Genomic DNA, 19,936 nt, shown 5'->3' with positions numbered 1-19,936 from the left:
CCAGGCGGCGGCCATTTTTACGACTGATATTTCAAATAAAAACACTTCTCACTAATATGGCGTCGCCATACAGACTGTTTACATTACTCAAGCTCGGCGCCCGTCCTGCGGGCGCCGGCCCCAGCCCGATCAGCGAACAACGAGCCGACCGTGAGCAAGCAACCTTCCCCGACCCCCTGGAGCATCGCCTCGCGAATACTGGCCGCACTGTTCGGTGGTTATGCCCTGGCCTACGGTTTTACCGCGTTCTTCGCCGTCTACCTGCCGCTGGCGCGCGCCGACCGCGTGGTGTTCGCCAGCCTGCTGTGCTTCGCCGTGTGGACCGCCGCGGTGATCTACGTGTTCGCCGCGCGCAGCGCCCTGCGCGCCTGGTCGCTGCCGCTCGGGCTGGCGCTGTTGCTGTGCCTGGCCGCCTTCCTCCCCGCCGAGTTCGGAGCGCGCCCATGAGCCTGCGTCAATCCATGGCCGGTTTGCACACCTGGGGCGGTCTGCTGCCCAGCTGGCTGTTGTTCGTCATCCTGTTCAGCGGCACTGTGGCCTGCTTCGACAAGGAGCTGGAGCGCTGGATGCGTCCGGCGCTGCACCGGCCGCAGGCGGCCACGCTGAGCGCCGAGCAGCTGCGCGGCTGGCTGCAGGGCAACGTCGCGGACCGGCTGCATGCCTTCTGGATGGTGCCGCCGAGCGCGCGCGAGCCCTTCTGGCAGCTGGCCTGGGAAGTGGACGGCAGCGAGCGCATCGAGCGCCGCGCCTTCGCCCCGCACAGCCTGCAACCCCTGCCCGAGACCCAGGGCGGCGACTTCTTCTTCAAGCTGCACTACGAGCTGCACGGCGGCATGGCCGGGCGCTACCTGGTCGGCCTGGCCGGCATGTTCATGCTGGTGGCGCTGGTCTCCGGGGTGATCATCCACCGGCGCATCTTCAAGGATTTCTTCACCCTGCGCCCGGCCGCCAACGGCCAGCGCGCCTGGCTGGATGCGCACAACCTGTTCGGCGTCGCCGGCTTGCCCTTCCACCTGGTGCTGGCCTACACCGGCGTGGCAGTCTTCGTCGCCTCCTATATGCCGGCCGGCGCCCAGGTGGCCTACAAGAGCGACATCGAGCACTTCTTCAGCGAGGTGATGGGCGGCTATCACCGCGAGGAGCTGCAGCGTCCGGCACCGGCGCCGGTTTCCCTCGACCTACTGATCGAGCGCGCGCGCGACCACTGGCAGGGTGGCGAGCCGGGGCGGATCAGCGTGCACCACCCGGACGACGCCTCGGCGGTGGTGGAGATCCGTCGCGCCGATCGCTCGCGCATCGCCATCCCGGCCGACACCCTGAGTTTCGATGCCAGCAGCGGCGAGTTGCTCCACGCGCAGCGCGCGCCGGCCGGCTACGGCGCCTACCTGTGGCTGGTCGGCCTGCATATGGCGCAATTCGGCGGCGCCCTGGTGCGCGGCCTCTACCTGCTGCTGGGCCTGGCCGGCTGCGCCATGCTGGTGGCCGGTAGCCGGGTCTGGCTGAGCAAGCGCGCGGCCCGCGGCGGGCCTGGCATCGGCCTGGTGCGGGCGCTCAACGGCGCGGTGTTCGCCGGCCTGCCGCTGGCCAGCCTGGCGCTGCTGTGGGGCAATCGCCTGCTGCCGGACGACCTCGCGGCGCGGGCCAGCGCCGAGGCCTGGGTGTTCGTCGCCAGCTGGGCGCTGCTGGCGTTGTGGGCCGTGTGGCAACGGCACAGCGCGCAGCTGCTGCGCCGGCAACTGCGCCTCGGCGCGCTGCTGGCCCTCGGCCTGCCGCTGCTGTCGGCGCTGCTCGCGCCGCAGGGCCATCTGCTGGCCAGCCTGGCGCGCGGCGACTGGGCGCTGGCCGGGGTCGACGCGTTCCTGCTGCTCGCCGGCCTGCTCTGCGCCCTGTGCGCCTGGCGCCTGGGCGCGCAACCGCTGGCCAGGCCGGTGCCTGCGCCGCGCAAGCCGGCCGGGGAGGCGCTGTGATGTTGCTCGCCTTCGCCCTGGCCTATCTCGGCATGCTCGCCCTGTGCCTGGCCATGCCGCGTCACCACAAGCCGCTGCTCGGCGGCGAGCCGGGGCGCGTGCGCCAGCGCGGCCTGCGCCTGGCTGCGGCGCTGTGCTTCGGCCTCGCCCTGGGGCTGTGCAGCCTGAGCCAGGGCGGCGAGATCGGTGCGCTGCTGTGGCTGTGCCAACTGATGCTCGCCGCCTTGCTGCTGGTCGCCCTGCTGGCCTGGCGCCTGCGCTGGGCGCTGCCGGCCGCCGCGCCGCTGCTGGCCGCCGGGGGGCTCGGCTGGCTGTTGTAGCGCGCCTGCGGCAATCTGCGCCTGTGCCTTTTGCGCGTCCGCCGGCATCATCCTGAGGCTGGTGTTTTTCCTGCATGATCGCTGGGGGCGGGCATCCATGTCGGATGTCCGGGCCGTCATGCCAGGCTTTGGGGAGTGACACGATGAATTGGGCGGAACGTCTGCGCGCGGGCATGCATGGCCTGGCCGAATCCTTGGGCAACCTGCTGATGGAGGCCTTCCACTACCTGGCGCTGTTCGCCATCGGCGCGATCACCGCCTGGGGCGGGGTGATGACCTTTATCGGCATGCTCGACAACGGCCAGATCACGGTGGACGACATCCTGCTGTTGTTCATCTACCTGGAATTGGCGGCGATGGTGGGGATCTACTTCAAGACCAACCACATGCCGATCCGCTTCATGATCTATGTGGCCATCACCGCGCTGACCCGCCTGCTGATCTCCGACATCTCGCACAACCACAAGCCGGACTGGGGCGTGGTGATGGTGTCCGGCGCCATCCTGCTGCTGGCGTTGGCGATTCTGGTGGTGCGCTATGCCTCGGCCCGCTACCCGGCGGTGGCCGCCCCGGCGGCGCGCGGCAAGGCGCGCAACCGCGCCGATGCCGAAGCCGAGCGCGACGACACCTCCGATTGAGGCGTAGGGTGGATCAGGCTCTTTGCATCCACCTATGCCGGCGCCATGGTGGATCGATAAAGCGTGATCCACCCTGCGACGACAAGGGCCAGGGCCTTTAGCAGGCTGTTGAAAAACTACCTGCGTTGCCATTGCTGCGTTAAAAACAGGCTCAAAATGCTCATTTACAGCTCGTAAACTCCGCTTTTTCGCCTGTTATTGCCTTGCACTGGCTGCCTCGCCTACGTTTTTCAACGGCCTGCTAGTCGAGCGGGGCGAACAGCGCCGCCAGGTCGGCCTCGTTCAGCTGCCACTGACCCTGGCTGCCGCCCTCCAGCACGCCCTGGGCCAGGCTGGCCTTGGCCTGTTGCAGCTGCTGGATCTTCTCTTCGACGCTGCCGCGGGCGATCAGCTTGTAGACGAACACCGGCTTGTCCTGGCCGATGCGGTAGGCGCGGTCGCTGGCCTGGGCCTCGGCGGCCGGGTTCCACCAGGGATCGAAGTGGATCACAGTGTCGGCGGCGGTCAGGTTGAGGCCGCTGCCGCCGGCCTTGAGGCTGATCAGAAACACCGGGAACTCCCCGGCCTGGAAGCGCTGCACCGGCGTGCGCCGGTCCTGGGTGCTACCGGTGAGCTTGGCGTAGGCGATCTGCCGCGCCGCCAGCTCCGTCTCGATCAACGCCAGCATCGAGGTGAACTGGGAGAACAGCAGCACCCGGCGGCCTTCGTCCACCAGTTCCTCGAGCATCTCCAGCAGGGCGCTGAGCTTGCCTGAGTCGGCGGCGCTCAGCTCGGCCGCGCCGTCGCCCAGCAGGCGCAGGTCGCAGCAGCTCTGGCGCAGGCGCAGCAGCGCCTCGAGGATGACGATATGACTGCGCGCCAGGCCCTGGCGGGCGATCTCCGCGCGCACCTTCTGATCCATCGCCAGGCGCAGGGTCTCGTAGCGGTCGCGCTGCAGCTGGGTCAGCTCGACCCAGTGGGTGATCTCGGTCTTCGGCGGCAGCTCGCGGGCCACCTGTTCCTTGTTGCGGCGCAGCAGGAAGGGGCGGATGCGCCCGACCAGGTGGGCCAGGCGCTGGGCGTCGCCGCGTTTCTCGATCGGCGTGCGGTAGTCGCGGGTGAAGGCCTTGGCGTCGCCCAGCCAGCCGGGCATGAGGAAGTGGAACAGCGACCACAGCTCGCCCAGGTGGTTTTCCAGCGGCGTGCCGGTCAGGCACAGGCGCAGCTCGGCGCGCACCTGGCCGGCGGCGGTGGCCGCCTTGCTGCGCGGGTTCTTGATGTTCTGCGCCTCGTCGAGGATCAGCAGGCGATAGGCATGCCGGTTCAGCGCCTTGAGGTCGCGCGGCAGCAGGGCGTAGGTGGTGAGGATCAGGTCGTGCGCTTCGATCTCCTCGAACAGCGCGCGGCGCCTGGCGCCGTGCAGGGCCAGCACGCGCAGCTCGGGGGCGAAGCGCGCGGCCTCGTCCTGCCAGTTGGGAATCAGGCTGGTGGGCATGACGATCAGCGCCGGCTGGCTCAGGCGCCCGGCCTGTTTCTCGCAGAGGATATGCGCCAGGGTCTGCAGGGTCTTGCCCAGACCCATGTCGTCGGCCAGCACGCCGCCGACGCGCAGCTCGGCCAGGGTCTGCATCCAGTTCAGGCCCTGCAGCTGGTAGGGCCGCAGCTCGGCGCGCAAGCCCTCGGGGGCGACCACCTCGCGGCTCTGCAGTTGCTGCAGGCGCTGGGCGAAGCCGCGCAGTTCGTCGCCGCCCTGCCAACTCAGTGCCGGGCCGGCGGCCAGCTCGGCCAGGCGCGCGGCGTCGGCGCGGCCCAGGCGCAGGCGGCCTACATCCTCGCCGGGGTCGCGGAAATACAGCTCGCCGAGGGTGGCCAGCAGCGGCTTCAAGCGGGCGAAGGGCAGGGCGATGCGCTTGCCGCCCTGCGGCAGGCTGACCAGCAGGCGGTCCTCGTCGGCGCGCTGGGCCAGCGTCTCGGGGGCCAGCAGCCAGGGCGTACGGCGGATGGCCTGGAGCAGGATCGGCAGCAGGCTCAGGCGCTGCCCCTCCACCTCGATGCCCAGCTCCAGGTCGAACCAGTTCTGCTGTGGGTCTTCCTCGACCTCGGCGTACCAGTCGTCGACCTCCGCCAGGTTGTACTGGAAGTCCGGGCGCATGTGGATCTGCCAGCCCTCGGCGCGCAGCTGCGGCAGCTGCTGCTGGACGAAATCCAGCCAGTCGCGCTCGCTGTCCAGCTCGAACGGCTCGCCGGCCTCGGCCGGCAGCGCCTCGCTCTGCCGTAGCGCCACCTGCAGGCCGAGGCCTTCCAGGCGTTTGCGCAGCGCCGCCTCCGCTTGCGCGTCGCGGATCAGGCGCAGGTTGGTGTCGGCATCGAGGCGCTTGACCAGATCCTTGGCCGGCTTGCCGAACACCCGGTGCCCGGCGTAATCGAAGGCCAGCGCGGCGCGGTGCTGGGTCTGCTCCTGCATGCGCCCCTTGCGCGCGTCGAAATGCACGCGCACCTGGCTGCCGAGGCTCAGCTGCGGGGTCGGGGCGATGCCTTCGAGGCGCTGCTCGGCCACTTCCTTGGTCGCCACGATGATCTCGGACAGATCGCCGCCGCCGCGCTGTTGCGCCTCCAGGGTGAGCAGGGCGGCGACCACGTGCTTGCAGTTGAAGCCCACCGGGCAGTTGCAGTGGCCGGTGACGCTCCAGCGGCGGCCATAGGGGTGCAGGGTGATGCGCTGCTGGTAGGTGTGCCCGACCGCGCCGCGGCAGCTGGCCAGCAGGCTGTTGTCCTTGAGGCTGAGCAGCTTGCTGCGCTTTTCCTCGGCGTAGGCGATGCCGCGGCGCAGGTCGCCGGCGCCGAACTCGGAGCGCCAGTCCTCCTGGCGCAGCTGGTGAATATCCAGGGGCATCAGCGAAACCCCGGGGACGCAGGTGATAGGCGCATGACTCGGCCGCGGCAATGCAAAGCCGCAGATTTTCGCACAGCCGCGGCGCGATTAGCAGACGCCGCGAGGCGATTGCCGACGTGCAGTCGGCTCAGGGCTCGAAGGCGGCGCGGTACTGCCCCGGCGTCGCGCCCAGGGCCTGGCGGAAGCGATTGCTGAAGTGGCTGGCGCTGGCGAAGCCGCAGGCCAGGGCGACCTCGCCCAGCGGCAGTGCCGATTGGCGCAGCAAGTGGCAGGCGCGGGCCAGGCGCCGGGCCAGCACGTAGCGGTGCGGCGGCAGGCCGAAGCTGGCCTGGAACATGCGCGCGAAGTGGTATTCCGACAGCGCGCAGAGCGCGGCCAACTGGCCCAGCGGCAGCGGCTCGGCCAGGTGCTGCTCGATAAAGTCGCGCAGGCGTTTGCGCAGGGCAGGCGCCAGGCCGCCCTTCAGGCGCAGGCCGTGGCGCAGGCCGACCTGGGTGAGCAGGGCATGATCGAGCAGCTCGTGGGCCAGGCTGCTGGCCAGCAGGCGCTCGCCCGGCTCCTGCCAGTCGAGCGCACAGAGCCGGCGAAAACGCCTGGCTTGCGCGGCGTCCTCGAGAAAGGTCGCCTCCTCCAGTTGCAGGCTGCGCGGTTCGCGGTCGAGCAGGGCGACCGCGCCGAGGGCGAAGCGCTCCTGCTCGACATAGAGGTGGGCCAACTGGATCTCGCCGTTGATGATCCAGGCCGACTGGTGCTCAGCCGGCAGGATGCACAGCTTGTCCGGCGCGCCCTTGGCACCCGGTCGCTCGCGGCGGAAGGTGCCGGTGCCGCCGGCCAGGTAGCAGGACAGGGTGTGATGGCTGGGCGCCAGGTAGTCGCGGGCGTCGTGGGCATTGCTCCAGCGCGCCACCGCCAGGCCCTGGCCCAGCTCGGCGAGGGCGTGCAGACGCGCATTGGCCGAGCGGCTCATGCTCTGGAAGACCTGCAAGTGATCGAGTTGCGCCATCGTCATCTCCGCTGATGCCGCCATGCTACGCCGCCGCTGCCGCCTCGCCAGCCCCCGGGGGCGAAAAAGCGCAACTTTGTGCAAGCGCGGAATTTTTCCCCGCCCCCGGCGCGCGCCGCTTGGAGTCGGAGTATCGTGGCGGCAATTTTGCCCAGCCCTTGCGCCCGGATGCCGCCCTCGATGAAACGCCTGCGCCACCTGCTGTTCGCCACCCTGATCGCCGCACCCGGCCTGCTCCTCGCGGCGCCGCCGGTGGCCGAGCGCGAGGCGCTGATCAGTGAGCTGATCGCACGCATGAGCCTGCAGGAGAAGATCGGCCAGCTGCGCCTGATCAGCATCGGCGGCGACATGAGCGCCGCGCGCATCCGCGAGGAGATCGCCGCCGGGCGCATCGGCGGCACCTTCAACTCGGTGACCCGCCAGGACAACCGGCCGATGCAGCAGGCCGCGCTGCGCAGCCGCCTGGGCATCCCGCTGTTCTTCGCCTACGACGTGATCCACGGCCATCGCACCACCTTTCCCATCGGCCTCGGCCTGGCCTCCAGCTGGGACCTCGAGGCGATCGAGAACAGCGCCCGCATCGCGGCGCTGGAAGCCAGCGCCGACGGCCTGGACATGACTTTCGCGCCCACCGTGGACATTTCCCGCGACCCGCGCTGGGGGCGCACCTCCGAAGGCTTCGGCGAGGACCCGCAGCTGGTCTCGCGGATCGCCGCGCGCATGGTGCGCGGCTTCCAGGGCGTCGCGCCGAGCGATCCGCAGCGCATCATGGCCAGCGTCAAGCACTTCGCCCTGTACGGAGCGGTGGAGGGCGGGCGCGACTACAACGTGGTCGACATGAGCCCGCTGCGCATGCACCAGGACTACCTGCCGCCCTACCGCGCGGCGTTGGAGGCCGGCGCCGGCGGGGTGATGGTGGCGCTCAACGCGATCAACGGCGTGCCGGCATCGGCCAACAGCTGGCTGCTGCGCGACCTGCTGCGTCGCGACTGGGGCTTTCGCGGCGTGGTGCTGAGCGACCACGGCGCCATCTCCGAGCTGATCCGCCACGGCGTCGCCGCCGACGGCCGCGAGGCCGCGCGCCTGGCGCTCAAGGCCGGTATCGGCATGAGCATGGCCGACAGCCTCTACCTCGAGGAACTGCCCGGCCTGGTGCGCAGCGGCGAGGTGGACGAGGCGCTGCTCGACGAGGCGGTGGCCGCGGTGCTGGGCGCCAAGTACGACCTCGGCCTGTTCCACGATCCGTTCCGGCGCATCGGCCGCGCCGCCGACGATCCTGCCGAGGTCTACGCCGAAAACCGTCTGCACCGCGCCGCGGCGCGGGCGATGGCGCGCGACGCCCTGGTGCTGCTGGAAAACCGCGACGCCACCCTGCCGCTGCGCAAGGACAGGCGCATCGCCCTGATCGGTCCGCTGGCCGACTCCCAGGTGGACATGCTCGGCAGCTGGTCGGCGGCCGGCCGCGCCGAACAGGCGGTGACCCTGCGCCAGGGCATGGCAGCCGCGCTCGGCGGCCAGGGCCAGCTGCTGTACGCGCGCGGCGCCAACGTCACCGACGATGCGCGGGTGGTCGAGTACCTCAACCACCTCAACTGGGACCGCCCGGAGGTGGTGCAGGACGCGCGCAGCCCGGCGGCCATGCTCGACGAGGCGGTGCGCGTGGCGCAGCAGGCCGACGTTATAGTCGCCGCGGTGGGCGAGGCCCGCGGCATGTCGCACGAGTCCTCCAGCCGCACCCGCCTGGACCTGCCGGACAGCCAGCAGGCCCTGCTGCGCGCGCTCAAGGCCACCGGCAAGCCGCTGGTGCTGGTGCTGATGAATGGCCGGCCGCTGTCCCTGGGCTGGGAGCAGGCCAACGCCGACGCCATACTCGAGACCTGGTACAGCGGCATCGAGGGCGGCCACGCCATCGCCGACGTGCTGTTCGGCGCGCACAACCCGGCGGGCAAGCTGCCGATCTCCTTCCCGCGCTCGGTGGGGCAGATCCCCACCTACTACAACCACCTGCGCCTGGGCCGGCCGTACGGCGGGGATCCCGGCAACTACACCTCGCAGTACTTCGAGGAGCGCAACGGCCCGCTCTATCCGTTCGGCTACGGCCTGAGCTACAGCGACTTCTCGCTGTCGCCGCCGCGGCTGTCCGCCGAGCGCCTGCGCCCGGGAGAGAAGATCCAGGTCAGCGTCACCCTGCACAACCGCGGCCCGCGCGCCGGCGCCACGGTGGTGCAGCTGTATCTGCACGACGAGGCCGCCTCGGTGATCCGCCCGGTCAAGGAACTCAAGGATTTTCGCAGGGTCAAGCTGGAAGCAGGCGAGGCGCGCGAGCTGAGCTTCGAGATCGACGAGAGCATGTTGCGTTTCTTCGATGCCGAGCTGCGTTACATCAGCGAACCGGGGACTTTCCGCGTGCAGCTCGGGCTGGATTCGGCCACCGTGCAGGAGGCGCGCTTCGAGCTGCTGCCGCGCGACTGAGCGGGCGCTGCGGGCAGGCGAAAATATAGCTGTGCGGGCCCCTGTACCGGGCACCGCGATCTGCTAATAATGCGCAGAAAAATCGCGCATGCAGGGGCGTCGCCGTCCGGTCGACCGTCTGCACGGCGCTCGCGTTGTCTTTGCATCATTCGCCTGATTCCAATTTCCGTGCAGCGGCGTCCCGTGGGTCGGCCGCTGCCCGTCAATCCGTGTCGCCCCGGAGGCCCTGTGTCAATGAGTCGTTGTTCTGCAACCCGTCTGGGCAAGGCCGGCAAGCTGGCCCTCTGGGCGGTTCCCCTGCTGTTCGCCGCCCACAGCTGGGCGTTCGATCTGGACGATGTGGCGGTCAAGGCCAAGGCCCTGGCCGCCGAGGGTTACAACGCGCCGCAGAGCAATCTGCCGGGGGCGCTGCGCGAGCTGGCCTTCGCCGACTATCAGAAGCTGCGCTTTCGCGAGGACCAGGCGCACTGGCGCGACGGCAAGACGCCGTTCCAGCTGTATTTCTTCCACCAGGGCATGCACTTCGACCTGCCGGTGAAGATCAACGAAGTCACCGCCAAGGGCGTGCGCGAGATTCGCTACGATCCGGCCATGTTCGACTTCGCCGATCTGCCGGTGCAGCCCGGCGAACTGGAGAACCTCGGTTTCGCCGGCTTCAAGGTGATCCACCCGCTGAACGCGGCGGACAAGCATGACGAGCTGATGAGCGTGCTCGGCGCCAGCTACTTCCGCGTCGTCGGCAAGGGCCAGGTCTACGGCCTGTCAGCACGCGGCCTGGCGATCGACACCGCATTGCCGTCCGGCGAGGAATTCCCGCGCTTCAGCGAGTTCTGGATCGAGCAGCCGCAGGCCGACCGACGCAGCCTGGTGATCTACGCGCTGCTCGACTCGCCGCGCGCCACCGGCGCCTACCGCATGGAAATCAAGCCGGGCGCGGACAGCGTGCTCGACGTCGAGGCCAAGCTGTATCTGCGCGACTCGGTGGAGAAGCTCGGCATCGCACCGCTGACCAGCATGTACCTGTTCGGCGCCAACCAGCCCTGGCCGCGGCCCAACTACCGGCCCGAGCTGCACGACTCCGACGGCCTGGCCATCCACGCCGGCAACGGCGAGTGGCTGTGGCGCCCGCTGAACAACCCGCAGCGGCTCAACGTCAGCAGCTACCGCATCGACAACCCGCGCGGCTTCGGCCTGCTCCAGCGCGGCCGCGACTTTGCCCAGTACCAGGATCTCGACGACCGCTATGAGCTGCGTCCCAGCGCCTGGGTCGAGACCCTCGGCGACTGGGGCCCGGGCCACGTCGAGCTGGTGGAGATTCCCACCCCCGACGAGACCAACGACAACATCGTCGCTCTGTGGCGCCCCGATACGTTGCCCGCGGTCGGCCAGCCGCTGGATATCGCCTACCGTCTGCACTTCAGTCGCGACGAGGCGGCGCTGCACGACCCGCAGCTGGCCTGGGTCAGCCAGACCCGGCTGTCGGAGGGCGACGTCAAGCAGGCCAACCTGATCCGCCAGCCCGACGGCAGCACCGCCCTGCTGGTGGATTTCGTCGGCCCGCGGCTGGCCAAGCGCAAGGCCGAGGCGCCGCCGACGGTGCAGGCCAGCGTCGACGGCAACGCCGAGCTGCTGGAAAACAGCCTGCGCTACAACCCGGTGAGCCGGGGCTGGCGCCTGACCCTGCGGGTCAAGATCAAGGACCCGGCGCAGCCGGTGGAAATGCGCGCCGCCCTGGTCGAGGACGGCAAACCCCTGTCGGAAACCTGGAGCTATCAGCTGCCTGCCCATGAATAACTCCCCTGACGCCACGCTGATCCAGCATTACCTCGACGAACTGCCGCTCGACCCCGAGCGCCAGCAGGCACTGGCGCGCCAGCTCGAGCAGGGCGGCGACCTGGCCGCGTTGCACCACGCGCTGCAGACCCCGGAGCCGGCGTCGCCCGAGGCGCTCGGGGAGACCCGCGAACTGCTCGACTCGGTGCCGGCGCGCCTGGCGCTCGGCTGGCCGGATGCGCTCGAACGCGGCTGCCGCATCGTGCAGGATCACCAGGGCCGTCCCGCCATCGATTCCACCCCGCCGATCAAGCGCACGCGCATGGTGCCCGAGCCCTGGCAGACCAATATTCTGCAGCGCGGCTGGCGCCGCCTGAAGGGCGAGCAGCCGGCGCCGCGACCGCGCACCCGCGAGGCCGAGGATTTCAGCGAGGCGCACTGGCGCCACGTCGCCGCCGTGCGGCGCAGCGCGCTGCTGGTGCTGATGCTGGTGCAGACGGTGGTCGCCACCTGGTACATGAAGTCGGTGCTGCCCTACCAGGGCTGGTCGCTGGTCGACCTGGGCCTGGTGTTCGAGCAGCCCTGGCAGGAATCGGCGCGGCAGATCCTGCCGTATCTGGTGCAGACCAGCATCCTGGCGCTGTTCGCCCTGCTGTTCTGCTGGGTGTCGATGGGCTTCTGGACCGCGCTGATGGGCTTCCTCCAGTTGCTCAAGGGGCGCGACCGCTACAGCATCTCGGCCAGCAGCTGCGGCGACGAGCCGATCTCGCCGCGGGCGCGCACCGCGCTGGTCATGCCGATCGCCAACGAGCACGTGCCCAGGGTGTTCGCCGGCCTGCGCGCGACCTTCGAGTCGCTGCGCGAAACCGGCCAGCTCGATCATTTCGACTTCTTCATCCTCAGCGACAGCAACGACCCGGACATCTGCGTCGCCGAGCAGCAGGCCTGGCTGGAGCTGTGCCGCGAGGTGGAGGGCTTCGGCCAGATCTTCTACCGCCGTCGCCGGCGGCGGGTGAAGCGCAAGAGCGGCAACATCGACGACTTCTGCCGCCGCTGGGGCAGCAACTACCGCTACATGGTGGTGCTCGACGCCGACAGCGTGATGAGCGGCGAATGCCTGACCCGCCTGGTGCGCCTGATGGAGGCCAACCCCGGCGCCGGCATCATCCAGACCGCGCCCAAGGCCTCGGGCATGGACACCCTCTACGCGCGCCTGCAGCAGTTCGCCACCAGCGTCTACGGCCCGCTGTTCACCGCCGGGCTCAACTTCTGGCAGCTCGGCGAGTCGCACTACTGGGGTCACAACGCGATCATCCGGGTCAAACCCTTCATCGAGCACTGCGCCCTGGCGCCGCTGCCGGGCACCGGCGCCTTCGCCGGGGCGATCCTCTCCCACGACTTCGTCGAGGCCGCGCTGATGCGCCGCGCCGGCTGGGGGGTGTGGATCGCCTACGACCTGCCGGGCAGCTACGAGGAGCTGCCGCCGAACCTGCTCGACGAGCTCAAGCGCGACCGCCGCTGGTGCCAGGGCAACCTGATGAACTTCCGCCTGTTCCTGGTGCGCGGCATGCACGCGGTGCACCGCGTGGTATTCCTCACCGGCGTCATGTCCTACCTGTCGGCGCCGCTGTGGCTGCTGTTTTTGCTGCTGTCCACCGGCCTGCTGGCGATCCACACGCTGATGGTGCCGGAGTATTTCCTGCAGCCCAACCAGCTCTACCCGCTGTGGCCGCGCTGGCAGCCGGAGGAGGCCATCGCGCTGTTCTCCGCGACCATGATCCTGCTGTTTTTGCCCAAGCTGCTCAGCGTGCTGCTGATCTGGATCCAGGGCGCCGAGGCCTATGGCGGGCGCCTGCGGGTACTGCTGTCGATGCTGCTGGAGGCGTTCTGCTCGGTGCTGCTGGCGCCGGTGCGCATGCTGTTCCACAGCCTGTTCGTCACCGCCGCCTTCCTCGGCTGGTCGGTGCAGTGGAATTCGCCGCAGCGCGTCGACGACGCCACGCCCTGGAGCGAGGCGCTGCGCCGGCACGGCTCGCAGGTGCTGATCGGCGTCGCCTGGACCGCCCTGGTGGCCTGGCTCAACCCGGATTTTCTCTGGTGGCTGGCGCCCATCGTGGTGTCGTTGATCCTTTCGCCGCTGGTCTCGGTGCTAACCAGTCGTACCGCGCCGGGGCTGGCCACCCGCCGCGCCGGACTGTTCCTCATCCCCGAGGAACACCAGGTGCCGCGCGAGCTGCGCAGCACCGCCGAGTACGAACGGTTGAACAGTGCGCGGGCGCTGCAGCAGGGCTTCCTGCGCGCGGCGGTCGACCCGCTGTACAACGCCCTGGTCTGCGCCATGGCCCGGGCCCGCCACGCCAAGGTGGTGCCGGCAGCCGAGGCGCTGCGCGAGGCGCGCCTCGCGGAAATCCTCGCCGCCGGCCCGCATGGCAGCGTCGAGGCGACCCGCTGGCGGCTGCTCAACGACCCCGACGGCATGGCGCGCCTGCATGCGCGCATCTGGCAGGATGCCCGGCAGCAGGCGTGGCGAGACGCCCACGCCGCGCTGCGCGAGCGCTGAGCCGGCGCCCGGTGCGCCGGGCGTCGACACAGTTGTTTACATCTGGGCGCGGCCGGCGGCCCGTGACATGCGGCACCCTGTGCGCCGAACCGGGTCGGTAATGACCCCGGCCGCCGGCCTTGATCGAGGTCAAGGCGCTGCGCCGGGGTTATGCCTGAGCCTGTGTTCACCCGCTTCTGACATTCGAGAGGAACCACGATGTCGTCACTCCACGACTCCGCCCAGCACTACGGCCTGGTCAGCCGCATCCTGCACTGGGGCATGGCCGCGCTGTTGGGCTGGCAATTCTTCACCACCCTCGTTCACCTGCTGCTGGCGGAATCCAGCCTCGACGAGTTCGCCTGGGCCACGCACAAGCCCACCGGCGTGCTGCTGATGGCGCTGGTGCTGGTTCGTCTGCTCTGGGCGCTGGCCAACCGCAGCCGGCGGCCGGCCTCGCTCAACGCCATGGCGCGGCTCGGTCACCTGGCACTGTATGCGCTGATGCTGCTGGTGCCGCTGCTCGCGCTGCTGCGCCAGTACGGCTCCGGACGCCAGTTCAGCGCCTTCGGCATCGAACTGATGGCCGGTTTCAGCGGGCCGAAGATCGAATGGCTGATGGCCCCGGCCAACCTGCTGCACGGCAACCTCGGCTGGCTGCTGCTGGCGCTGATCCTCGGCCACGCGGCGATGGCCCTGATCCATCGCCGTCAGGGCGAGGCAGACGTGCTGGGGCGGATGATCGGGCGGGCGCGCTGAGGCGCTATAGCCAATGTCTTACACGCGCCGACGGCATTGGCCGCTGTCGCCACCCCAGCTGGCGCCTTAATCTACACCCATCCCCTGCAGCGACGGATCGCTGAGGATCAAGGACGATGACCAGGCCCGGATGGCCACCGACAGGATGTCGGATGGTTGGGAAGAAACCCGCTTCGGCGGGTTTTTTGTTGCCTGCCATCCATGGCGGCAACCCTTGGGGCCGTCGCAAGCGACGTCAAAAATCGTTCCTGACGATTTTTTGTTGCCTGCCATTTGACCGCCAGGGATGGCGGAAATGCCGGTTTTGCAGGAGCGATAACCGGCCTTGGCGGCACACCTCGGGGCCGTCGCGGGCGGCGTCAGGAGCTGCTCCAGGCAATTCTTGCTTGCCGGCGAAAAAGTCCCGGCGCATTGCTCGGCGTCGGCTCAGCCGCCCTGAAGCGCGCGCGTCGCCCCCTGCGCCTTGCGCGTATACCAGAGCACCCGGCTCACCCCGCGGGTGATGGCCACGTAGGCCAGGCGCAGGGTCTCGTCCTGCATGGCCTGATCGTAGCTGCCGGCGAAGAAGCCACAGTGAGCGTAGAGGGCGTTGCGCAGCGGGTGTGGCTCCGCCGGCAGGCAGTCGTCGAGGATGATCGCCACCTCGGCCTGCAGGCCCTTGGCGCGGTGGATGGTCATGGTCTTGACCGGCAGTTGCTTGTCCAGCTGCGCGCGGATCTGCTGCAGCGGCTCGTTGCGCCGGCTCAGCAGCAGCACGGCGGTGCGGTCGGCGTTGGCGCGCGTGGCGACGTGGGCGCATTGCGCGCCGATGTCTGCGAGCAGGCGCGGCATGCCGCTGGCCAGCTCGAAACGCTGGATCAGCTTGACGCCGTGATCGCCCGGCTGCATGGCCTTGTGCGCGATGCTGGTCTTGTCCTGCTTGCGTGCCACGCCGGCCAGTACCCGTTCGCCGTCGCGGATCACCGCCTCGACGCTGCGGTAGTTGGTACTTAATAGCAGGGTGGTGCTCTTGCCGCGGCCCTTGCAGGGGAAGTGGCGGTCGAAGTCGATGAACAGCTCCGGCGAGCTGCCGCGCCAGCCGTAGATCGACTGCCAGTCGTCGCCGATGGCCATCAGGCTGAGCGTCTCGCCATGTCGGGCGAGTTCTCTGTGTACGGCTTGCAGCCACTGCAGGATCTGCGGCGAGATGTCCTGGAATTCGTCGATCAGCAGATGGCCGAGGGCGAGCAGGGCCTGGCCCGGTTTGCCGCCGTCCCGCTGCAGGCGCTCGCTCAGTCGCTGGAAGGCGCCGTTGAAGCTCATCAGCCCCTGGCGTTGCAGCAGGGCGTCGAAGTGCCCGTGGAACAGCTGCATGGCCTCGATGAAGTCGCGCTCGCGCACGCCGCAGTCGAGCGCCTTGACGTCCAGACGGTCGAGACGCAGACCCAGGCTTTCGGCGAAACCGGCCTGACTGTGTAGCAGCTCGAACAGCGGCTGCGCGGCGAATTCGCCGGCCAGCTTGCAGGCGTCCAGCGGCGCCTTGGGCTTGCCCTGCGGCGGCTCCTGCGGCGCGGGCAGCCTGAGCAGGCGATGCACCAGGGTGCGAAAGCGCGCGTCCGCGGCATAGGCGCTCTGGTAGGCCTGCTTGAGCAGGCGCTGCTGCGCCGGACGCAGGCGGCCGCCGGCCAGCGGGTTGTCCGGTTCCTCGCCGGGTTCGTCGAGTTGCTCGAACCAGCGCGGGTTGCCCAGCTCCTCCTTGGCCAGCGTCGCCATCGCCGAGTGGAAGGTGCGCACGCACTGGCGCGTATCGTGCGGGTAGCGCCAGAAGTCCAGCAGCCGCTGCAGGCGTTCGCGCAGCTCGGCGCAGGAGGCGTTGGTGAAGGAAATCACCGTCAGCCGCGCCGGGTCGATATGCAGGTGGCAGAGCATGAACACCACGCGCAGTACCAGGGTGCTGGACTTGCCCGAGCCGGCGCCGGCGAAGATGCGCGTCAGCGGCGCGCGGCAGAGGATCATCGCCCATTGCTCGTCCGAGGGGGCGCCGATCAGCCCGGCGCGCACCGCCTCGGCGACGCGCTGGCGCATGGCCTGGATCTGCGCATCGTCCACCTTGAGCCTGGCAGCGGGGTAGATACCCGCGGGGCCGGGGTTGTCGGCCTTTTGCTGGCGCTTGCCGGCTTTGCCGCCGGCGGTTTTCCTCTTCGCCGGTTTGCGCGCCGGCTGGCGCGGCTGGGCGGCCTCGCGCTCGGCGCGCAGGTAGGCGGTGGTGCGGGGGAAGTAACGGGCGAGGGCGCTGGACAGCAGTTTCTGGTAGCGCGCGACGGCGGATAGCATGCGGAGGGAATGACCTGATCGGCAAAGCCCGCATGATAAAGCCTGGGCGGCGATGGCAGGCAGTGATGGCGCAGGTTTAAAAGCGCAACTTTATGCAAGCGCGCCCCCGCGGGCTGGCCGCAGACTGGCGGCAGTCATGGGAGATGCTCGATGAATCTGTCGCTTTACCTGCTTACCGTGCTGATCTGGGGCACCACCTGGATCGCCATCAAGTTCCAGATGGGCGAGGTGGCCGTCGCCGCCTCCATCGCCTACCGCTTCGCCCTGGCCGCCGCGGTGCTGTTCGCCCTGCTCTGGCTCAGCGGGCGGCTGCAGCGTCTGGATCGGCGCGGCCAGGCGATCTGCCTGGTGCAGGGGCTATGCCTGTTCTGCCTCAATTTCCTCTGCTTCTACACCGCCAGCCAGTGGATACCTAGCGGCCTGGTGGCGGTGATCTTCTCCACCGCGACGCTGTGGAACGCGCTCAATGCGCGGCTGTTCTTCCGGCAGCGCATCGCCGCCAACGTGCTGCTCGGCGGCGCGCTGGGGTTGGTCGGATTGGGGCTGCTGTTCTGGCCGGAGCTGGCCGGCCACGAAACCAGCCGCGAGAGCCTGCTGGGCATCGGCCTGGCGCTGCTCGGCACGCTGTTCTTCTCCGCCGGCAACATGCTTTCCAGCCTGCAGCAGAAGGCCGGGCTCAAGCCACTGACCACCAATGCCTGGGGCATGCTCTATGGCGCGCTGATGCTGGTGGGCATCTGCCTGGTCAGCGGTACGCCGTTCGCCTTCGAATGGAACGCGCGTTACGTCGGCTCGCTGCTGTACCTGGCGATTCCCGGCTCGGTGATCGGCTTCACCGCCTACCTGACCCTGGTCGGGCGCATGGGGCCGGAGCGCGCGGCCTACTGCACCGTGCTGTTCCCGGTGGTGGCGCTGAATATCTCGGTGTTCGTCGAGGGCTACCAGTGGACGGCCCCGGCGCTGCTGGGCCTGGCGCTGGTGATGGCGGGCAACGTGCTGGTGTTTCGCAAACCCAAGGCGGTGCTGGCAGCGGCGCGCACCGCCTGAGTCAGCGACGGCCGCCTGGCGCGGCCGTCGCTGGGCGACTCAGAAGTCGAGCTGATAGCCGAGGGTGAAGGTGCGACCACGGCCGGCGAAGTACTGGTCGTTGCGGGTGCTGGCCGCCTGCGCGTAGTAGGTCATGTAGTCGCGGTTGAGCAGGTTCTCCACGCCCAGGCTGGCTTCGCCCACCGGCAGGCGGTAACCGACCGAGGCATCCACCAGGCTGTAGCCGTCGAAGTCCAGGCCGGGGGTGTCGAAGCTGCGGCTGGCGTAGTGGTTGGCCTGCACCCGGGTGTTGAGCTTGTCGCTCCACTTGGCCTGCCAGCTCATGCCGTAGCGGTCGGGGGCGATATTGGCGCCGTCCAGGTCGGTGTCCACCTTGCCGTCGCCGTCGGTGTCCGACTGGCCGTTGAGCTTGGCGTAGCTGGCCTGCAGACGATGCACGGCGTCGATCTGCCAGCCGGCGCTGGCCTCGATGCCATCGATCTCGGTGCGTTCGCGACGCACCTGATACACGCCGCCGACGCTCTCCAGGCGCGAGCCGAGGTCGGAGTCGGATTCGAAGTAGCTGATTTCGGCATCGAAGGGGCCATGGTTCAGGCGCAGGCCGATCTCGCGGTTGTCGGTGACGATCGGCTGCAGGTCGAGGAAGCTGTCCACGCTCAGGCCGGGCTGGTTGATGCCACGCAGCACGCGGCCGACGTCGGGCATGCCGAAGCCTTCCGAGTAGTTGGCGAACACCTGCGCCCAGTCGCTGGCCTGGAACACCAGGCCGACGTTGTACAGGGTTTCCTCGAAGTCCGGTTCGCCGCCCTCGACGGATACGCCGCCCGGCGGCGTGGTGGTGGAGGCGATGGTGCGGAACGGATCGACCTCCAGCTTGGCGAACTCGTGGCGCACCCCGCCGTGCAGGGTCAGGCGCTCGTGGGCACGCACCTCGGCCTGGAGGAAGGGCGCGAGGTTGTTGAACACGGTTTCCGGCACCCACTCGCGGTCGGTGGCGATCAGCATCTGGCTGGTGGTGTCCTGCAGGAAGTCCAGGCCGCCGGTGAGCTTGAGCAGGCCATCGAACATGTCGTCGCGGCTCAGCGAGAGCTTGCCGCCGTATTTGTCCGACTCGTTCTGCGACTGGTCGAACAGGGTGCCGACCGGGGCGATGGCCGGGTCCTGGAAGCTGGGCAGGATGTTGCCGCCGTAGCGGGCGCGGAAGCGCTGGCTGTACAGCTGGGCGGTGAACTGGTTGCCGGCCAGGTCGGCGTTGCTGTAGGTCAGGCTGGTGGCCAGCACTTCGTTCTGCGGCGCCTTGCCCGGCGGTTGGCCCTTGCGCGAGGTGGTCGGCACGTCGGCGGCGCGGTTGCCGGGCACGTTGACGTAGTCGTGCTCGCCCTCGAGCTGGAAGCGGTTGACCATCAGTTCGAGGTTCTGCTCGGCGTCGAACCAGTAGCCGAGCTTGACCAGCAGGTCGCTGCTGGTGGAATCCATGATGTCGCCCTGGGTGTCGTCGACGCCGATCAGCTCGCCGTCGGCGTCGTAGAACATGCCCCGGGTCTGGCCGCTGATGGCGGCCAGGTAGTCCCAACTGCCCTGGTTGCCTTCGACGCGGTAGTCCAGCTTGTAGCCCAGGCCGTCGCCGTCGAAGTCGTCGCCCGCCTCCAGGCTGACGCCGGCGTGCTGTCTGAGGCTGCCGCCCTGTGGCCGGCGGGTGACGTAGTTGATGATGCCGCCGGTGGCGCCCAGGCCATGCTCGGCGCTGGCGCCGTGGATCACCTCGATGCGCTCGACCATCGCCAGGTCGATGGTGTAGCCGTCGCGGCCGCCGGCACGCAGCGGCGTGGACTGCGGCACGCCGTCGATCATCACCAGCGCGGCGCGGCCGCGGAAGGTCTCGCCGGCGTTGCTCAGCTTCTGCCGGCTCGGCGAGTAGGAGGGAATCAGGTTGCTCAGCACCTGGCCGTGGTCGCTGGTGATCGCCAGTTGCTGTTCGATCTGCTCGCGGCTGATGACGGTGATCTTCTGCGGCGTCTTGCCCACCTGGCTGTGGCCGCGGGTGGCGCTGATGGTCATGGCGTCCAGTTCGAGCTGTTGCTCGCGGTTGTCTTCGGCCAGGGCGCTGCTGCCCAGGCAGGCGAGGCTGATGGCGAGGCAGAGGCGGGTCTTGCGGTGCATGCGACGGCTCCGATACGGCAGGAGGGGTTAGAAAGAGCTTGTAAAGATAATGTAAATACGAATTTGTTTCATT

14 protein-coding genes are annotated in these 19,936 nt (G+C 69.1%); 9 read left to right on the top strand and 5 right to left on the bottom strand.

Translation table 11 applies throughout. The features are described 5' to 3' along the window. The first annotated feature begins 150 nt into the window (after positions 1-150). The 4 genes from ACIGFL_RS19900 to ACIGFL_RS19885 all read left to right on the top strand — a co-directional run bounded on the left by ACIGFL_RS19900 (position 151) and on the right by ACIGFL_RS19885 (position 2,925). Positions 151-447 carry a hypothetical protein gene (locus ACIGFL_RS19900; RefSeq protein ID WP_021443557.1) on the top strand — a complete coding sequence of 99 codons (297 nt, stop codon included), beginning with the start codon at positions 151-153 and terminating at the stop codon, positions 445-447. Beyond that, positions 444-1,967 (top strand): PepSY-associated TM helix domain-containing protein, encoded by a 1,524-nt coding sequence (locus ACIGFL_RS19895; protein ID WP_397498302.1) that lies wholly within the window; start codon positions 444-446, stop codon positions 1,965-1,967. Before ACIGFL_RS19900 ends, ACIGFL_RS19895 begins: the two co-directional genes overlap by 4 nt. Further along, positions 1,964-2,287: a DUF3325 domain-containing protein gene (locus ACIGFL_RS19890; RefSeq protein ID WP_397498301.1), complete on the top strand. Its 324-nt coding sequence runs from the start codon at positions 1,964-1,966 to the stop codon at positions 2,285-2,287. The genes ACIGFL_RS19895 and ACIGFL_RS19890 overlap by 4 nt, the downstream gene beginning before the upstream one ends. Before the next feature lie 143 nt (positions 2,288-2,430). Further along, positions 2,431-2,925, top strand: a complete 495-nt coding sequence (locus ACIGFL_RS19885; RefSeq protein ID WP_021444933.1) for a phosphate-starvation-inducible protein PsiE — start codon at positions 2,431-2,433, stop codon at positions 2,923-2,925. Between the two features lie 241 nt (positions 2,926-3,166). Here ACIGFL_RS19885 and ACIGFL_RS19880 read toward each other — a convergent pair whose 3' ends face one another. Both ACIGFL_RS19880 and ACIGFL_RS19875 read right to left on the bottom strand, forming a co-directional pair. Next, entirely contained in the window at positions 3,167-5,797 is a 2,631-nt protein-coding gene (locus ACIGFL_RS19880; protein ID WP_397498300.1) for a DEAD/DEAH box helicase, read from the bottom strand. A gap of 127 nt (positions 5,798-5,924) precedes the next feature. Beyond that, positions 5,925-6,800, bottom strand: coding sequence for a helix-turn-helix domain-containing protein (locus ACIGFL_RS19875; RefSeq protein WP_397498299.1), 876 nt, complete (start codon positions 6,798-6,800; stop codon positions 5,925-5,927). 180 nt (positions 6,801-6,980) lie between these two features. Between ACIGFL_RS19875 and bglX the strand changes: the two genes are divergently transcribed. From bglX to ACIGFL_RS19855, 4 genes are all read left to right on the top strand, one after another. Further along, positions 6,981-9,272, top strand: coding sequence for a beta-glucosidase BglX (gene bglX / locus ACIGFL_RS19870; RefSeq protein WP_397498298.1), 2,292 nt, complete (start codon positions 6,981-6,983; stop codon positions 9,270-9,272). Between the two features lie 234 nt (positions 9,273-9,506). Further along, positions 9,507-11,066, top strand: coding sequence for a glucan biosynthesis protein G (locus ACIGFL_RS19865; protein WP_397498297.1), 1,560 nt, complete (start codon positions 9,507-9,509; stop codon positions 11,064-11,066). After that, on the top strand, positions 11,059-13,605 hold the full coding sequence (mdoH, locus tag ACIGFL_RS19860; RefSeq protein WP_397498296.1) for a glucans biosynthesis glucosyltransferase MdoH: 2,547 nt from the start codon (positions 11,059-11,061) through the stop codon (positions 13,603-13,605). The genes ACIGFL_RS19865 and mdoH overlap by 8 nt, the downstream gene beginning before the upstream one ends. A 198-nt stretch (positions 13,606-13,803) precedes the next feature. Next, positions 13,804-14,343 (top strand): cytochrome b, encoded by a 540-nt coding sequence (locus ACIGFL_RS19855; protein ID WP_397498295.1) that lies wholly within the window; start codon positions 13,804-13,806, stop codon positions 14,341-14,343. Positions 14,344-14,409: 66 nt separating this feature from the next. On the opposite strand, the gene ACIGFL_RS19850 is transcribed toward ACIGFL_RS19855, so the two are convergent. Together ACIGFL_RS19850 and ACIGFL_RS19845 are read right to left on the bottom strand one after the other, a co-directional pair. Then, on the bottom strand, positions 14,410-14,616 hold the full coding sequence (locus ACIGFL_RS19850) for a hypothetical protein (protein ID WP_156350864.1): 207 nt from the start codon (positions 14,614-14,616) through the stop codon (positions 14,410-14,412). A gap of 153 nt (positions 14,617-14,769) precedes the next feature. Continuing rightward, a complete protein-coding gene (locus tag ACIGFL_RS19845) occupies positions 14,770-16,656 on the bottom strand; it encodes a UvrD-helicase domain-containing protein (RefSeq protein WP_397498294.1) in 1,887 nt (628 codons plus the stop codon). Positions 16,657-16,806: 150 nt separating this feature from the next. Here ACIGFL_RS19845 and ACIGFL_RS19840 point away from each other — a divergent pair, with 150 nt between their 5' ends. After that, positions 16,807-17,703, top strand: coding sequence for a DMT family transporter (locus ACIGFL_RS19840; protein ID WP_397498293.1), 897 nt, complete (start codon positions 16,807-16,809; stop codon positions 17,701-17,703). Between the two features lie 39 nt (positions 17,704-17,742). On the opposite strand, the gene ACIGFL_RS19835 is transcribed toward ACIGFL_RS19840, so the two are convergent. Next, positions 17,743-19,863: a TonB-dependent receptor gene (locus ACIGFL_RS19835; protein WP_397498292.1), complete on the bottom strand. Its 2,121-nt coding sequence runs from the start codon at positions 19,861-19,863 to the stop codon at positions 17,743-17,745. Between the last annotated feature and the right edge of the window lie 73 nt (positions 19,864-19,936).

It is taken from the genome of Pseudomonas sp. NPDC077649 (assembly GCF_044542855.1).
Lineage (GTDB): Bacteria > Pseudomonadota > Gammaproteobacteria > Pseudomonadales > Pseudomonadaceae > Aquipseudomonas.
Note: the sequence above shows the minus strand (reverse complement) of the source record. Positions and strands in the feature narration are given on the sequence as shown.

Coding starts and splice junctions, on each gene's coding strand:
- bglX (WP_397498298.1), top strand. CDS start 6,981: ATGAAACGCCTGCGCCACCTGCTGTTCGCCACCCTGATCGCCGCACCC.
- ACIGFL_RS19865 (WP_397498297.1), top strand. CDS start 9,507: ATGAGTCGTTGTTCTGCAACCCGTCTGGGCAAGGCCGGCAAGCTGGCC.
- ACIGFL_RS19880 (WP_397498300.1), bottom strand. CDS start 5,797: ATGCCCCTGGATATTCACCAGCTGCGCCAGGAGGACTGGCGCTCCGAG.
- ACIGFL_RS19835 (WP_397498292.1), bottom strand. CDS start 19,863: ATGCACCGCAAGACCCGCCTCTGCCTCGCCATCAGCCTCGCCTGCCTG.
- mdoH (WP_397498296.1), top strand. CDS start 11,059: ATGAATAACTCCCCTGACGCCACGCTGATCCAGCATTACCTCGACGAA.
- ACIGFL_RS19885 (WP_021444933.1), top strand. CDS start 2,431: ATGAATTGGGCGGAACGTCTGCGCGCGGGCATGCATGGCCTGGCCGAA.
- ACIGFL_RS19845 (WP_397498294.1), bottom strand. CDS start 16,656: ATGCTATCCGCCGTCGCGCGCTACCAGAAACTGCTGTCCAGCGCCCTC.
- ACIGFL_RS19850 (WP_156350864.1), bottom strand. CDS start 14,616: ATGGCAGGCAACAAAAAATCGTCAGGAACGATTTTTGACGTCGCTTGC.
- ACIGFL_RS19875 (WP_397498299.1), bottom strand. CDS start 6,800: ATGGCGCAACTCGATCACTTGCAGGTCTTCCAGAGCATGAGCCGCTCG.
- ACIGFL_RS19855 (WP_397498295.1), top strand. CDS start 13,804: ATGTCGTCACTCCACGACTCCGCCCAGCACTACGGCCTGGTCAGCCGC.
- ACIGFL_RS19895 (WP_397498302.1), top strand. CDS start 444: ATGAGCCTGCGTCAATCCATGGCCGGTTTGCACACCTGGGGCGGTCTG.
- ACIGFL_RS19840 (WP_397498293.1), top strand. CDS start 16,807: ATGAATCTGTCGCTTTACCTGCTTACCGTGCTGATCTGGGGCACCACC.